We start from the raw sequence: 16,585 nt of genomic DNA on the forward strand, positions 1-16,585 counted from the left end.
ATCATAAGTTCGACGTTTGGGCTTGGTCATTTACTTCTCCTGTAAAAGTCAGGATAGTTACTTAACCGTGTGTCCGCAAATCTATAGCAGGATCAAGATTAATAATTAGTTTAACGGCAGACTTCTTAAATTCTTCTGAATACTTTTGATTACTCATGAGCGTTTCTCCTGCATGAGCTGACCTTAACCTCTCGGGTTGTGTCCGTCATCTATAGAGCAGTTCACATTACTCATATTGGGTTGTTCATAATTATATATTCAGCGTTTGTGTTGCGTTGTTATATGAGGTATCATTGAAAGGTGCGCGTATGGGAGTGTGGTGTATTGGAAGTTTTTTTATGTAATTTTATTGTTACAGTAGATCTAATTCCACCCAAAAAATGAGGTATCAATGATGTCACCAATTTCTCATGTAATTTTTATTCATGGTATTTCAAATAAGCCTGCTCCTAATGAACTAAAACGCATCTGGCTCGAGGCTCTTTCAGAACTTCGCGAAGACAGCTCAGGCTTTGATTTGGCTGCTGCTGGCGTGAAAAGCACTTTTATTTATTGGGCTGATTTGTTTTATGATACACCTTTGTCTCCAGGTGACTATGAAAGTACTAGTGATGATTTTTCTGATGGTTTGTCTTCTAATTTAGAGCTAGACGATGATCCGTGGACACAGAAAATGTTAGAGCATTTTCCAATCACTGACGAAGATACTTTTGATGCCGTTACAGTCAAAAGTGGTGTGGAGGGGTATAAACGTATTCCGTTGCCGTGGGTTGTTAAAAAGATAATTATTAAAAGATTATTAAAAGAGGTTCATGATTATTTGTTTAATGTTGGAGGGGTTCGGAAGACAATTAGAAGTCGGGTTGTTTCTGCTCTTAATAATGCAAAATCAGATGGCCGGGTTGTGCTAGTTGGGCATAGTCAAGGGTCAATTATTGCTTATGATGTGTTGACTTGTGAGTCTCTAGATTGCCCTGAAATTGATAGTTTTATGACTTTTGGTAGTCCTCTTGGGATCGATGAAGTTCAAGATAAATTGTCGTGGAATCGTGAAAATGGTTTTCCGGGAAAAGTGAAGGGCGATTGGGTTAATATTTATGATTCAGGTGATCTCGTTTCAAAGTTAGATGCTCGACTTTCAGATGATTTTAAAAAGAACGGAAATAAAGTGATTGTCGATATTAAAGAGAATAGTTGGGGCGCTTGGCGTCATTCAGCAACAAAGTATCTTAAAGGGGCTATTTTGCGTGAACATCTGGAGAAAATGGCCAGGGGGAATTGAGATATGAGCGGTAAAAAGTTTTTGGGTGAACTTAAAAAGAGTGCGGCAGTTAGAGCTGTCGCAGTTGTTTGGGGTGGCATTTTATTGACAATAGGTGGCTCTATTGAGGCACAAAAGTGGGACAGACCATAAAAAAAGGGTCCACAAGCAATCGTTAAATTGCATGTAAACCCTTGATTTAACCGTGGTACCCAGAACGAGACTTGAACTCGTACAGACCGAAGTCCGAGGGATTTTAAGTCCGTAGAAAATGATTTTGTCATTTATTCATTAATGTCCATAACCGCTTTGAATACAAACGATTCATCGGTTAAAGTCCTGTCTACACAGCCAGTAAAGTCTGTAGGTGTATTAAATAAAAGTGGAACAGGAGTGGGACAGATATGAGCAGTAATAGTTTTGAAGCTACTAAGTATATCGGAGTTAGATTTCGCAGTCATAAAACACGCAGGCATGGAGTGCTTCTCGATAAGTACTTTGTGATCAGATATAAGGTCAACGGTAAATTGCGTGAAGAAGGTCTAGGTTGGGCATCGCAGGGATGGTCTCCGGCCAAAGCTCATAAGATCAGATCCGAAGTCACTGCGAATATCAAGCTCGGTGTCGGTCCGCAATCTCTCGGAGAATTCAGAGAGATCAAAGCCGAAGAGCAGAGAGTTAAAATCGTTGCCAGCAAGGCTCGTAAACCTTTCTCCGAAGCAGGGGAAACATACATTGAAGAGTACGCCAGAAACAATAAGAAGAGTTGGAAGCATGACCGCACCCGCTTCAAACTTCACCTCGCGCCGGTCATTGGAAAAATCAGCCTTGATTATCTGACCTTTCAGCATATCGAAGTTCTTAAGAGCACCGTGGCTGGGAAGGGACTTTCTAAAGCAACGGTTGTGCAATGTCTCGCCCTTGCTCGGCAAATCTGTAATTACTCCATTCAAAGAGGATGGCTGAACGGAGCTAATCCGGTTAAGGGAGTTAAGTTTCCCAGACTCAATAACCAAAGGCTCCGCTATTGTTCTCTTGACGAGGAAATTGCTTTTTTTGAGATGGCTATTCAAAGGAGATACCTTGATTGCCATGATATCTGCTTGCTCAGTCTTTATACTGGTATGCGGATGGGAGAAATTTTTGCTCTTACCAGACAGGACATCGATCTTGTTGAGAACAGAATCATTATTAAAGGAGAATCCGGTGCTGACGATGGACCCAAGTCCGGAAGAAGCAGAGTTGCGTACATCACTGAAAAAATACTGCCGATGCTGGCAACTAGAATCCCCGATCTGCTCAATATGGAGTCCTTGTTGTTTCCCAGTCCTTCTGGTGATATGCGGAAAGAAATCGGAGAAAACTTCGCAACTCTGATGAAGCCTCTTGGATGGAATGAAGGCGTTACTGATCGCCGGTTGCGTTTTTGTGCTCATTGTTTTCGTCATACTTTTGCTTCCCGTCTTGTCGCCAAGGGTGTTCCTCTTCCTGTTGTTCAAAAAATGATGGGCCATGCTACTATTCAGACCACTATGCGCTACACTCATACTCATGATGATCAGTGCCGGAATGCGGCTCAACTGCTGGTTTAAACCAGCGGGCTAGATTCCTCTATGAACCAGTCAACAAACGGTTCGCGGGTGTAGAAAACTTTACGATTACGTTTAAATCGTCCTTCTAAAGGTCCAGTTCCTTGGCAATCCATCCTGCGCATTGTTTGGGCCTTGATGAGTCCACCTGTATATTTTTCTACACCCTGTCTGCAAAGAACTGGGGGTAATGTGTTTAACAGGTGTTCCTTGAGTTCTTCTTTTGTCATGTGGCTACTCCATTAGAAGCTAGTTTCTGTTGTTGCACACTAAACATGAGAATTATGCTCAGCAGTTCCATCTAATCCGCATAGAAGTTCTTGAATTGCTGTCAAAGCTTCTTGGCCTTCTTTACGGATTTTCTTTTTATCATTGCTACTTAGTTTTCCGTCTTCAATTGTCTGTCCGTAGACAGCTATGAGTTCGCCGAATTCTTTAACGGCTTTAACAAGACTTGTGTTGGAGCAGTTCTCTTTAGGTATTCTTATGAAAAGTCCGCCCATACTTGCGGCAAGATGGTGCATAGGAGCATCTGAACGGCAAGCCTTCATCAATGGTTCAAGAAGGTCTGCTCCAAGCTTGTGACTAGTATTCTCAGAGTTCAATTCATTCATGAGAACATGATATTTTTTGCTAACCATCTCCGCTACAGCACGAGCTCCGATATCTGAATCAAGAACCATTTTCCGAACTATATCTATGAAGCTCATGTGATTACTCCTGAAATTTACGCCGCTATTAACGTGACCATGAACCAAAGAGAACGTATTCTACATTCGGCTGTTTATATTTATTTAGTCTTAGGCTTAGGTCCGGGTTTTTCTATGCTACGGTCAGGAAGAAGATCTTCAGGCATTTCGTATTCCTTACGGAGGATATCAATATATTTTTGGGGACATTCTCCACCACGGATAATCGAGGAAACTCTGGCTGGAGTTAGGTCAAATCGTTTTGCAAGCTTCACATTTGTAAGCCCAATATTTTCCATCCATGCACGCCTCAAGAAGTGTGTTGGGATAGTTTCAGCAGTAAAGGGGGCTTGCGCTGAATCGCTAGTTTGGTTAATCATCAATGTAACCTCAATCAGTTGAAGGTTTTGTTTATTAACTGTGTGCTGTTGAGTTTAGAAATAATGTAAATTTTATGTGTTAGTCAACTAATTTTTACACAAAAATACGGTATTAATTTTAATGTCAGATATTGTTCAAAGATTTCTAGCTGTTAAAGATAACCTAGGTCTTACAAAATCTAAGTTTTGTAAGGATGTAGAGGTTTCTGTCGCTACCTTTGATAACTACTTCAATGGAAAGGGTGTTCCTAAGGCTATTTTCTTGGCGAATGTATGCAAGAAATTTGGAGTCGATGGAACATGGCTTTTGACTGGAGAGGGTAAGATGTTTCGTGATTCAGAAGAGTCCATAGAGCAGAGTCTGCCTTTAGTTACACAAAAGCTGCTTGTCGTTGAAAAATCAATGGATAAGGCCACAAGTTTTGCCAAACTGGAGGCTATGAAAGCCGTCATTGAAGGCGAAATTCTGGCCGAAAAAACACAACAATCCAGAACCGATGCCGATCAAGCCGCGAATGGATAGAACGTAAATCTGATTGGCCTGCATACTTTAAAGGTATGTGGGTCAATTTTTTTGACTGAAAACGGTGTGATTTTTGTTATTGTTTTTTTGGGTTGAGTTTAAGAATATGGTTCATTTGTAATAGGGAAGATTCGTAATCAAAATGATACCTGAAGTGATTTGTAACTGGTATGGATATAGTTATGTGCGCTATTAAATAACACATAAATAGTGCTGACAATTGTTTCTAATTGTATGGAGTAAAGGAGTGGGTGGGGGAAAAATATGTAATTCTGGTTGGCAGGTGTATGAGTTCTTGTATTTTTTAAAAATAGATATCAAATGGAGATGTTCATGAGTGGTAAAATTGATCTTCCACATAAATGTCCAAAATGTGGTAAAGTTGCAAAGACGCAAAAAGAATTAGAAGATAAATTTGGTTATAGAACCAAAAATGAAGGAATAACAAATCAGAGTCATTGCAAAGAATGTCGTAAGGGGTAATGCTAATTGGTTTTAGTTTACCTAGTAACCTTGCTTTAATGAAAAACAGGGTTACTAGGTAACTGTGCAAGGGGCACGCTTCTCAGGCTGTATTTAAGGCACCAATGGTCCAAATAAATAGAAGTATGCTTTTACCTAGTTAGAATTATCTGTAGTAGGGCCAATTTTTCCTGTGTAGATTGTAAAGCAAACGATTAAGAGTATAAATCCGCAAAATACTTCATATATAGTTAGTAACTTAGGATACCAATGAACAGGGCTTATATCACCATATCCAAGCGTTGTTATTGTAACTCCACTAAAGTAGATAAAGTCAAATATTTCTGTCAGATCATTTTTGTTCCAATATGTTTTGTTTGCAGGAAGGAGTGCATAAAGTAATGAAAAATTAAAAATTAGTTCTAGGTAACTTTTTAAAGATAATCTTATACGGTCTTGAGCTGTTAGCTTACTGTTTTGAATGTAGCAGTCGTTTATAGTATCAAAGGCATCTCTAAGAAATGCCCAAAAAATTTCATTACATCTTGAAATTAAAAAATAGGACCATATGATAATCGCATGTATGGGTAACGAATTATATAGAGAGTTGTTGGGCTGGTTTTGCCAAGTAGCTTGATATATAAGGGCTGTGGCAGTGCTTACTACTGAGATTACAGTATAAAAAGTGTTAAGATTCGTAATGACTCTTGTTCTATTAAGGTGCCTTTTAAGGTAGTCAGCTAAAACCCATGTGGGGGATAAAAGATAAAATAATTTCAGTAAGTTCATGGTCGTTTGAGGTCTTCCTTGTTTGTATTATGGTCATGATTATATTATATACAGGGCTTAGACGGTTGTGAAATATACTTATTGCTAAGTAATTGTAAACTTTCCTTTATTTCTTCTAGAATGTCCGTCACACTATCATCCCTATATAAAATTGAATGTTCCAATCTCGCTAATTTATCTCGGCGGGCAGAGAGCCAGTTGAAAGAACCTTCAACGAGTGTGTGATTATCGATAATGAGTGTCTTGTTGTGTAACCCCCTGGCGAAATGGAGTTTTGCTCCAGCTTGGCTAAGGAGTTCAGATACTTTTTCTAGTCTTTCTTTTTTGTACTGTGCGCCGGATAGTGCAAGCATCTCGTCTGCATATATTTTTATACTTACTCCGCGCTGTGTGGCTTCTTTAATTTTAGATAAAATACTGTCTGCTTGCAGAGCTTTCTGGCTCAAGAAAGGTGATACTATGAGCAGTTCTTTCTGAGCAGTCGTGAAGGCCTGTGAAAGAATATCTTGATGCTGTTCTAAGGTTGTCAAATGTTGAACAGGACCATTTGTTTGGCGTTCTACGAGCTTGAATCCTTCTAATTCATTTAGACCTTTGGTGAAATTTAAATGCTTTCCTAGAATCATGGAAGGCTTACAATCACCAGGCTGAAACATACTCATGTTACCGAAGACAAGGAAAGAGTGCTTTGCGCGCGAGACTGCGACGTTTAGCATATTCAAGCCTCTATCAAAGAACGGCGTTGAAACATTGCCGGGGCCATATACAGGAGAGAACAGTATTATCGGTTTCTCAGCTCCTTGTAGCTTGTGAACTGTTCCAATGGTCATACTCTTTGCTTCTTCGGAAGGGAGCATGTCTTGCACATATTTTCGCAGTGTCGTTGCCTGCATAGTGAACGGGGTCACAATGGCCAAAACATCTGATAGGGCATTAGCTTGATACCGTTCTAGAATTTTGCTGCGATTGTTCGCCATCCATTGCGAAATATTTTGGGCTTCATAGGGATTATACCAACTACCATTACGCTTTTGTCCTGTGGACGGAATATGCGCATATCCAAGCTGTGGGAATAGATAAAAATCATCAGGCTCATGACAGGTAAGCGTTTTCATATGTGGATATGCGAGTTCTTTGCAGTAGCTGATAATGGTTTTATGGCATCTGCGGTGTTCAAGAAGGTGCATGCCACGTTCTTTTACTGGCTCTCCTGCAATCATGCATTGGTAGGGGGTCACCTGTTGGGCCATGAGCATAGCATTGCTACATGAAGCCGCAAGGTGCTTGGGGAGATCTTCATTTCTACTTGAGATGATCTTATTATGTAATAAGTTGCCGCGATCTATTGCTTCTGTGATGCCAAATACCGGCTCGATTTGATGAATATCTCCAACAACGAGAGCTTTCTTCGCTAGCGCAAAAACAGCAGCAGCTTTATCAGAACTGGATTGTCCAGCCTCATCTAAAATGAGCAAGTCAATGAATTCATATAATGGTTGCCCATAGGAACTAAAAAACTTTGGTGTCATGAATAATGTTGAAACAATGCAGGGCGTGAGCATTGATATCCGCTTTAATCGATCCTTTGTGTCCAGCGGTTTATCACTTTGTACACTTCCGAGTGCTTCCTCAAGCCATCTTGCCTCATAGTAGTGCACTGCAAGTAGGAATATTTCAAAGCGGTGCTTTGTGTCGATACGCTCAAGAAGTGCGTACAGACCATCCCGATCAAAAGCGGGAGTCATGCCTTCTGGAAGTTTAGATTCAAATAGGGAAATATTTGTATTGATTTCATCAAGGCGTGCATTCAGCTCACATTTTTTTCTACGGGAGTCTGTAACTCTATTTTCAGTTGCGCTGACGAGGTTCATGTCGATAGCATAAGTTTGCTGCACTTCACTTAATTTCGCAGTCAGGTTATCATACACTTCCTGAAAATTTTCGGGATGTTTTTCAAACGAAATGTCATTTTTAATCAGAAATGCGTTTGCCTTCGCTCTTTTTTTAGTTTTTATAAAAGATAGGAAGCCAAGCATGCCGTACCAAAAAGGTTCTGATGTTAATTCCTCAGCTGCAAGTTGTATTTGATTTTTTACGATATTCAAATAGGTAGCCGTTGCTTGAGCTGTTTTTTGGTGTTCGGTAAGAACTTGTTCCGTTTCGGAAATATAATTACCTATTTCGATAATATCTTTCTTCAACTCTGGAAGAGAGTTGCAGTCTTTTACGCATATTCTCCAGAGTTCTATAAGTTTTGTCATTTCTCCCGATTTATCTAAAATCTTCTCGCGTAAGCGAGATTGTATTGTTTGCAAAGTTTGTTTCTTAGAAGTCTGCTTCGGAATGCGTCCACTGTACTGAGTATACGCTTTAATAAAAGTTTTATACCCTTTGTCTAGAAAATCTTTTTCTTCTATGTGAGTAAAGTAACCTACTAATCTATAATGGCTGTCTACATATTTTATTGCAATAGAAAGATATGAGTCATTGAGGTCGCTACCTGGTTTATTGTATTTTCCTTCAGATAAAGCATATGTACCAAGGCTCTTAATTTCTTCGGGTAACCACCTCCGTTCTAGTATGTTTTCGGACTCGGGTTTCATGATTGTTCCGAAGTCCCGAATAACATTAGTTACAGCCTGATTGTTGGAGGAGGTAGCCACAATGATTGGAGGAATCGCTTTTCCATCAGGGGCATCCAAAATTGATTTTATCCATAATGATGCAATGGCACTTTGCAGCAGTGTGGTTTTACCTGTTCCTGGCGGGCCATTTACGGCTAAAACTTCTCCTTCGTGAGTTGAAAAAAAATGATGAATTGTCTGTCGTTGGCTTGGGCTAAGGCCGAAACTGTTGCTCATTTGTCCTAAATGGTGTTCCTCAGAAATGTGAGATTCTTCTTCAAGTGATAGCAAGGGGCGATTCTGTGCGGAAGTATTGAAAAGTGAAGAATATAGTGGAGGAAAGTCTTTAGAGTTTAACAGCTTATCATAAAGACGTTTTATATTTGCTGCCGCCCCGCTTTGTGTTTCATTAGGGTTAACATAGGGCTTTGCAACAACAGCATAATCTATTCCTGAAATATTTAGATTTCCACCTCTTGATATTCCCGTCAGTTCTTCCAGTGCAGTCATGAAAAAATTGTAAAGCTCATTCCATGGTAGCGAGTTAAAATCTTTGCGGTTGCGTGCAAAATAATCTTCTACATCATCTGTGTGGGCCAATGTGTACTCTGAAGATGATACAATAGGTTTTAGATAGTCTCGGACCAACCATGGCATTCTAAACTTGTTAGGAGAAAGGTATCCATCCTTAGTTAGTCTGCAAGGAACTTGCATTGGGATGATAGTTGCCGGTGCATTTGAGTAACTGTTAGCTCTGTTTATTTTGCGCTGAAGCTGTACAGGTGCAATGGTAATACCTATTAGAGAAGTATTCTTTGGCTTTTTCTGAAATAATTTCTTTGTGTTTACTTCAGTCAGTTTACCGCTGCGCAATTCATCAAGAGAAAGTTCAAATTTGAATTCTCCTTTGACAGCACTGGCGGTAATGAGTTCATCTTCAAGTGTATCCTGAAAGTATTTAGTATATTTAGTAATATTGTCAGTCATAATTTTGTGTGTATTTGGGGTTCAATTTTTCCGGTTATCTGAAGGGCAGAAAAGCTAGCGCGGGAAATGTTTATTTAGCCTGTCCTTTTCCTATAATTACCATATGATATTGTCTTTCTTTTTGCGTTAAGTTAAGGATTAAGTCAATGTTATGATTTTGGGTTGAATGTGCATTTAGAAAGAGTGGGAAGCAATATTAAAAGATTGGACATATGTATCTTCTCTATTCTTGAAAGTGCTTAGAACGTAGTAGTTATTTATAAATATTATATACATTTTAAATATATATCCTATGGAGATAACATGGCTTATTCTTGGGTTCCACTTTTTAAAGAAATAACGGATTGGATTTCGGGATATTCCGATAGGCAAGAAGAGTTGGTTACTATTTTGCGTGATATTGGAATTGAGAATATTAATGATAAGGATTCATTGGGGAAAACTATTTCACTTAGTGAAATTGATCCATTTAGTTTTTTTGCTGCAATTCTTAGGTTTGGATATTCGAAAAGGAAGAATTTTTTAGGGGCTCTTATTAATAGTCAAGGTTTTATCAATACTATTCCAGAAGATTTTGACGGAGTTCCCAATGCCATGCGGATGAATGCTATGCTATTCCCTTTTGTCGATAAACGCGAAAATTGGATGATTTCTTCGCTCTGGGCTGCTTTTAATGCTGCAAAAAAGGGGGCACTAACAGAAGATCAGTTTACTAGAGCTTTGAATGTTCCACAAAATGGAATGGCTAAAATGACTCAAGCTTTGTTTTGGGCTTTTCCAGAAAAATATTTTCCGGTTGATAAACAAACAAGACCTTGGTTAGAAGATAATAGGTATAGCGTCCCCAATGATTTTATTAGCTATCAGGCTTTGCTTAGAGATTTAAAACAAAATGATGATAGACCGTTCTATGAATTGTCATATATTGCATGGGAAGAAATGCAAGATGAGACTGATGAAGAAGATGAAGGAATAGATTTAAACTATGATGCTCTTGAAGAGTTTGATGTTTTTAATCCTGAATCAGTCTTAGAATTGAATCAAATTTTATGCGGCCCTCCTGGGACAGGCAAGACATTTGCTACTGCGGCTATTGCTGTAAAGATTGCTGATAATGATTGGTATAGTGAGAAATACAATGAGCTGGCTTGGAGTGATTTTTTTGAAGCTGTTAAAGAACGCTATGATGAGCTTGTGGAGCAAAATCGCGTTGTTTTCACAACATTTCATCAAAGTTTTGCATATGAGGACTTTATTGAGGGGATTAGAGCTACCACTGAGAGTGGAAAAGAAGGGCTGAGCTATGAGGTTATGGATGGAGTTTTCTATAAAATTTGTAATTCAGCTGAAGCAAAAGTAATTTATCAATCCGAAGATGAAATTGACCTCGAAGGTCGTCAGATTTGGAAGATGTCACTGGGAAATACTCTTTTCGATGAAGACGTATACTATCAAGAATGCTTGGAAAATAATTATGTCCTTTTGGGTTATGGAAGGGATATAGATTTTGCTGCCTGTAAGTCACGACATGCTGTACAAGCTAAACTTGAATCTCATATTAATGATAAAATCTCTGCAAATGATTATGAAACTACTTCGGTAAATATTTTTGTAAATTCGGTGCAGAAGGGTGATTTGATTGTTGTTTCAGATGGAAATTATAAATTTAGAGCAATTGCTGAAGTTATGGAGGACTATAAACTATTAGAGACGGATGAGCGGGTTGGTTATCAGCAAAAAAGAGGAGTTAAATGGCTTAGGATTTATGAACCAAGCTTGCCTAAGGAGCAGTTATTCAAAAAGTCATTATCACAACAGTCCATCTATGAATTGCGTCCACATAGTATTGATCTTGAAAAATTAGCAATATTGTTGGCTCCACAAATTGATTCAGAGCAAGAAGATCTCCCTTATGTTGTAATTATAGATGAGATAAATCGTGGTAATATTTCAAGGATTTTTGGTGAATTAATTACTCTTTTAGAACCTGATAAACGAAAAGGAGCTGAAAATGCTTTGAGTACTATGTTGCCCTATTCAAAGCGTATCTTTTCCGTTCCTGACAATGTCTTTATTCTTGGTACCATGAATAGTGCTGACAGATCATTAGCTCAAATGGATCTTGCGTTACGCCGGAGGTTTAATTTTATAGAAATGGCTCCTATCCCTGAACTTTTAGATGAAATATATGTTCATGGCGTGTCTATATCAGAACTACTTGATATAATTAACCAGCGTATAGAAGCATTGCTTGGCAGGGAGTATATGATCGGTCATAGTTATTTTATTACTCTAAAAGATTCTGATGTGGATGAGTTAGAGTCGGCTTTGGCTGGTATATTTAAGCACAAAATAATTCCACTTCTCCAAGAATATTTTTTCGATGATTGGGAACGTATCCGCTGGGTTCTGAATGACCAAAATAAAGAATCTGATGCCTGTTTTGTTACCCGCGGTGGACAAGAATCCCTTTTAACATTGTTTGGGGCAGAAATAAGCAAACAACTAAGTGATCGGCGTTATAGAATTAATGATGGTGCTTTTAATAATCCAGAAGCTTATCGGGGAATATTAGGGGCTGGTGAGGATGAGTGAAAATCTTTCTAATGTTCCTGCAGGAATTAAGGTGCGTGAGTATGCGACGTTAACGACTGATAATTCTTTTTCTCAAAGCATGGATTATGGGGTTGTTACCCCTGAAACGTTTGGTTGGTTGGCTAAATTGAATCAACAATGGAGAAGTAGTACAAAACCTTTTAGTTTTGCCAATGCAAACTCAATCAGCGTCAATAGTTATGTTGGGTTTTTGCAAAGCCCAACAGGACAAACTATTGAAGTTCTTCCCAAAACAAGACGCACATCTCCATGCGAAGAGGATGTTGTCAAAGATCGTCATCTTCTTCAAAATATGTTGAAGGAGGCGTTAAATATTAAGCCTCGTGAAACTGATATGGCTAGCCTCAAATGTATGAATACTCCACTACATGAATGGATAATTACTCAATTTCTTATAGAATTAACAAGTCTTGTTCGGCGAGGTTTGTGTTGCGACTACCATCGAGTGGAGGAAGAGACTCGTTTTATCCGAGGACAATTAGATATTGCAAAACAGAGTAGACAAACTCCAGATAAAGCGGGGTGGTTTAATGTTAGGCATGATGTTTTCAATTCGAACAGGGTTGAGAATCATATTTTGAAAAGTGCTCTTGATATTGTGCTTGTTCTATCCAAAAGTTCAGAGAACTGGCGTCTTGCCAATGCGTTGAGCCATCAACTTATCGAGTTAGAACCTTCTTCAAATCCTGTTCAGGAATTCGTTTTTTGGCAGCATGGTAAATTGATGCAGTATTATTCTGCTGTTAAGCCTTGGTGCGAACTGATTATTAAAAAAATGAATCCAAATTTTCAGGCAGGTGACTTCCAAGGCATAGCATTACTTTTTCCTATGGAGCGTTTGTTTGAATCCTATGTTGAAAGTTCTTTGCGTCCTTCCCTTGCAGCAGATATGTTATTATCTCCACAACCACAGTACTGCCATATGGTTAAGCATCGGCCCGAAGGAGCGCGTAAGCAAGAATGGTTTCAACTTAAGCCTGACTTATTTGTAACGTCAGAATCATATAAAGCTGTGCTTGATGCAAAGTGGAAGTTGTTGGATGTAAGCAAGGATAATGGCAAGGATAAGTATAATCTGAGTCAAGCTGATTTTTATCAGATGTTTGCTTATGGGCACACCTACCTGGAAGGTCATGGTGAAATTATGTTGATTTATCCAAGCTATGCATCGTTTTCTTCACCACTACCTAAATTTGAATTTGATGAGAACCTTACTCTATGGGCGGTTCCTTTTGATCTTGAAAAAAGGGAACTAGTGAAAGGAGAGTGGGAGAGTGCGTTTCCATGTTTTTTGTAGTTTGTCCTATTTATCCTTTGCTATTGGTATAGAAATTTTCAAAGTTCCATGTTGAAAAATTCTCATTTATTTAATTTTTTAATATTTATAAAAAAAGCACCATATGCAAATACTAGATAATATAAACTCTCTCTGGGGCGATGACTTAAAGCAAACACTTGAGCCTGGTGTAAAGTTGAAAATTGCGGCGACTTGTTTTTCTATTTATGGCTATGAAGCTTTAAAAAAGGAATTAGATAAAATTGACTCTCTTGAGTTTATTTTCACTGCTCCAGCCTTTGTTCCAAATGATGTTGCGGACAAAATGTCGAGGGAGCGCAGAGAATTTCATATACCGAAGTTGCAACGAGAAAAGAACTTATATGGAAGTGAGTTTGAACTTCAGTTGAAAAATAAGCTTACTCAGCGTGCAATTGCGAAGGAGTGTGCGGACTGGATACGGCGTAAAGCCACCTTTCGTTCAAATGCTACAAAGTCCCCAATGCAGCAATTTGCTTGTTTAGAGACAGGACATACTGATGTAACTTATATGCCATTGCATGGTTTTACGGCTGTAGACCTTGGTTACCAGCAAGGTGATGCTGTTTCTAATCTTATAAATAAAATCGATGAAGCACCGCTTACAGCAACTTATATTCATCTTTTTGATCAGATATGGAACGATAGTGGGCAGCTTAAGAATGTTACCGAGAGTATTTGCGCACATATAGAATCTGTTTATCAGGAAAACTCTCCTGAAAAAGTATATTTTTTGATGCTTTACAATATCTTTAATGAGTTTCTTGAAGACTTGAATGAAGACGTTTTGCCTAATGATTTGACTGGGTATAAAGATAGTGTTGTTTGGAATAAACTTTTTAATTTTCAAAGTGATGCGGCCACTGGAATCATCAATAAACTTGAAAGTTATAATGGGTGTATTCTTGCCGACAGTGTTGGTCTTGGTAAAACCTTTACCGCCCTTGCCGTTATCAAATATTACGAGCTTAGAAATCGCTCCGTATTGGTTCTTTGTCCTAAAAAATTGGCTGACAACTGGCTGAATTATAATAGTAATCTTAAAACAAATATCTTTGCTAAAGATCGTTTTAGCTATGATGTTTTGTGTCATACGGATTTACAGCGAACAAGTGGGGAATCTTTTGGTATTCCGTTGAATAAGGTTAATTGGGGGAATTATGATCTTGTCGTAATAGATGAGTCTCATAATTTTCGTAACAATGACACTTATAAAGAGAAAGAAACCAGATATAAAAAATTAATGGATTCCGTTATTCGGGATGGTGTAAAAACTAAAGTTTTGATGCTGTCTGCTACCCCCGTAAATAACAAATTCAATGATCTTAGAAATCAGCTTGCGCTTGCCTACGAAGGTGAGTCTGAAAAACTCAGTGACAAAATTAATGTAAAAAAAGGGATTGAAGAAATTTTTAGACAGGCTCAGACTGCCTTTAATAGCTGGTCAAAGCTTCCTTGTGAAGAACGCACTGCCAGTGCTATTTTAAACGCTTTGGATTTTGATTTTTTCGAGCTCCTTGATAAAGTTACAATTGCTCGTTCCAGGAAACATATAGAGACTTTTTATGACACTACTGATATCGGCAATTTTCCCGTGAGGTGTAAGCCTTTGTCGTTTCGTAGCCCCTTGACGGATCTTCCAAACATTCCAAGTTTTAATGAGATCTATGCTCAACTGTCTTTACTGAAACTTTCAGTCTATGCGCCTGTCAGTTACATTTTGCCGAGCCGGCTAAAAAAATACGAAGAATTATATGATACTGCCGTTGATGGGGGTAAAGGAAAGTTGCGTCAGGTGGATCGAGAAACAAGTCTTCAGTCGCTTATGACAACAAACTTGCTTAAGCGTCTTGAAAGTTCTGTAGAGTCTTTTCGGCTTACTCTTGGGTCTTTGGAAGAAAAGCATATTGATATGCTGGATAAGATTGAACAATTTAAGAAATCAAAATCAGATTCGGCAAAAATTAGTTTAGCTGAACAGTTCGGTTCAGTTGAGAGTGACGATGAAGATATTGCGGATCTAGAAGAGTTTTTGATCGGGGGGAAGGTTCAGGTTAACCTTGCTGATATGGATCTTCTGTCTTGGGAACATGATTTGAGTGCAGATATTCATGTCATATCAGCCTTGCTGGGCGAGATGAGAAAGGTAACGGTTGAAGATGATTCAAAGCTTCAACATATTAAAACACACATCAAGAATAAAATTGAAAATCCAATAAATGCGGGTAACAAAAAAATAATAATTTTTACTGCTTTTGCAGATACCGCCAACTATCTTTACGAAAATTTATCTAAGCAAATGGCTAAAGAGGGTATCCATTCAGGACTTGTTACAGGCAAGAACAGCCCTAAAAATTCTTTGAAAAAGGGATATGATTTCCAGTCAATTCTAACTTTATTTTCTCCTCGTTCCAAAGAGAAGGATTTGATTTTTCCGGATGAACCCGGTGAAATTGATTTGTTAATTGGTACGGACTGTATTTCTGAAGGGCAGAATTTGCAGGACTGTGACTACCTTATTAACTATGACATACATTGGAATCCCGTTCGTGTTATTCAACGTTTTGGACGAGTTGACCGAATTGGTTCTTCAAACGAATTTATTCAGCTAGTGAATTACTGGCCTGATATCTCATTAGATGAATATATTAATCTGAAAGAGCGTGTGGAAAACAGAATGCATATTGTCGACCTCACAGGAACAGGTGATGACAATGTTCTTTCTGCGCAGGCAAATGATGTTGGATATCGGAAAGAGCAGCTACGCCGATTGCAGGATGAAGTTATCGAGCTTGAAGATTTAAAAACAGGTGTAAACATCACTGATTTAGGTCTCAATGATTTTCGGATGGATTTGTTGAATTATATGAAAGATAAAAGGGATCTTGCCCACCTTCCTAATGGTTTACATGCTGTGATTTCGGCAGCCCCGGAAAAAGGATTGCGTCCTGGAGTTATTTTTACTCTGCGTAACCGCAGCAGTGCTGTAAATATTAATCAGCATAATAGGCTACACCCATATTATCTCGTATATATCAGTAATGACGGTGAAATTTTTACTGAGCATACTCAAGTTAAGAAAATATTGGATATGGTCAGGAATGGCTGCAAAGGATTAGATTCTCCAATTTTTAAAGCTTGCAAAATTTTTAATGACAATACAAATGATGGTCGGGATATGAAGCATTATTCCGATCTGTTAGGGCAAGCTATTCAATCTATTGTTGAAGTTAAAGAAGATACTGATATTGATAGCCTTTTTTCAGGTACGAAGACCAGCGCACTTCTTGATACAATACAGGGGCTTGATGATTTTGAAATAATTTCCTTTTTAGTTGTTGCAGGGTAGA

13 protein-coding genes are annotated in these 16,585 nt (G+C 38.5%); 8 read left to right on the plus strand and 5 right to left on the minus strand.

What is annotated here, in order from left to right; all coding sequences use genetic code 11:
* Positions 1-391 precede the first annotated feature (391 nt).
* From B9N78_RS17545 to B9N78_RS17550, 3 genes are all read left to right on the plus strand, one after another.
* The gene (locus B9N78_RS17545; RefSeq protein WP_085104727.1) at positions 392-1,282 is read left to right on the plus strand and encodes a lipase family protein; all 891 of its coding nucleotides are present in this window, start codon (positions 392-394) and stop codon (positions 1,280-1,282) included.
* Between the two features lie 3 nt (positions 1,283-1,285).
* Positions 1,286-1,414 (plus strand): hypothetical protein, encoded by a 129-nt coding sequence (locus B9N78_RS18480; protein ID WP_281248198.1) that lies wholly within the window; start codon positions 1,286-1,288, stop codon positions 1,412-1,414.
* 251 nt (positions 1,415-1,665) lie between these two features.
* A complete protein-coding gene (locus B9N78_RS17550) occupies positions 1,666-2,853 on the plus strand; it encodes a tyrosine-type recombinase/integrase (protein ID WP_085104729.1) in 1,188 nt (395 codons plus the stop codon).
* Here the strand turns inward: B9N78_RS17550 and B9N78_RS17555 are convergent.
* The 3 genes from B9N78_RS17555 to B9N78_RS17565 form a co-directional block, all read right to left on the minus strand.
* Positions 2,850-3,080 (minus strand): hypothetical protein, encoded by a 231-nt coding sequence (locus tag B9N78_RS17555; protein ID WP_085104730.1) that lies wholly within the window; start codon positions 3,078-3,080, stop codon positions 2,850-2,852. The genes B9N78_RS17550 and B9N78_RS17555 overlap by 4 nt on opposite strands.
* Positions 3,081-3,119: 39 nt before the next feature.
* On the minus strand, positions 3,120-3,560 hold the full coding sequence (locus B9N78_RS17560) for a phage regulatory CII family protein (RefSeq protein ID WP_085104732.1): 441 nt from the start codon (positions 3,558-3,560) through the stop codon (positions 3,120-3,122).
* Positions 3,561-3,640: 80 nt separating this feature from the next.
* A complete protein-coding gene (locus B9N78_RS17565; RefSeq protein ID WP_085104734.1) occupies positions 3,641-3,919 on the minus strand; it encodes a helix-turn-helix domain-containing protein in 279 nt (92 codons plus the stop codon).
* Between the two features lie 121 nt (positions 3,920-4,040).
* Between B9N78_RS17565 and B9N78_RS17570 the strand changes: the two genes are divergently transcribed.
* Complete coding sequence (locus tag B9N78_RS17570; protein ID WP_085104736.1) at positions 4,041-4,442, plus strand: helix-turn-helix domain-containing protein; 402 nt, start codon at positions 4,041-4,043, stop codon at positions 4,440-4,442.
* Between the two features lie 333 nt (positions 4,443-4,775).
* Positions 4,776-4,925, plus strand: a complete 150-nt coding sequence (locus tag B9N78_RS18230; RefSeq protein WP_170921464.1) for a hypothetical protein — start codon at positions 4,776-4,778, stop codon at positions 4,923-4,925.
* Positions 4,926-5,060: 135 nt separating this feature from the next.
* Here B9N78_RS18230 and B9N78_RS17575 read toward each other — a convergent pair whose 3' ends face one another.
* Positions 5,061-5,693: a potassium channel family protein gene (locus tag B9N78_RS17575; protein WP_085104738.1), complete on the minus strand. Its 633-nt coding sequence runs from the start codon at positions 5,691-5,693 to the stop codon at positions 5,061-5,063.
* Positions 5,694-5,737: 44 nt separating this feature from the next.
* Positions 5,738-9,304, minus strand: coding sequence for an AAA domain-containing protein (locus B9N78_RS17580; protein ID WP_085104740.1), 3,567 nt, complete (start codon positions 9,302-9,304; stop codon positions 5,738-5,740).
* A gap of 303 nt (positions 9,305-9,607) precedes the next feature.
* On the opposite strand from B9N78_RS17580, the gene B9N78_RS17585 reads away from it, so the two are divergent.
* The 3 genes from B9N78_RS17585 to B9N78_RS17595 all read left to right on the plus strand — a co-directional run bounded on the left by B9N78_RS17585 (position 9,608) and on the right by B9N78_RS17595 (position 16,584).
* Entirely contained in the window at positions 9,608-11,899 is a 2,292-nt protein-coding gene (locus tag B9N78_RS17585; protein ID WP_085104742.1) for an AAA family ATPase, read from the plus strand.
* Complete coding sequence (locus tag B9N78_RS17590) at positions 11,892-13,217, plus strand: McrC family protein (RefSeq protein WP_085104744.1); 1,326 nt, start codon at positions 11,892-11,894, stop codon at positions 13,215-13,217. The genes B9N78_RS17585 and B9N78_RS17590 overlap by 8 nt, the downstream gene beginning before the upstream one ends.
* Before the next feature lie 103 nt (positions 13,218-13,320).
* Positions 13,321-16,584, plus strand: coding sequence for a helicase-related protein (locus B9N78_RS17595; RefSeq protein WP_085104746.1), 3,264 nt, complete (start codon positions 13,321-13,323; stop codon positions 16,582-16,584).
* Position 16,585: the final 1 nt, after the last annotated feature.

It is taken from the genome of Desulfovibrio gilichinskyi, assembly GCF_900177375.1.
Classification (GTDB): Bacteria; Desulfobacterota; Desulfovibrionia; order Desulfovibrionales; family Desulfovibrionaceae; genus Maridesulfovibrio; species Maridesulfovibrio gilichinskyi.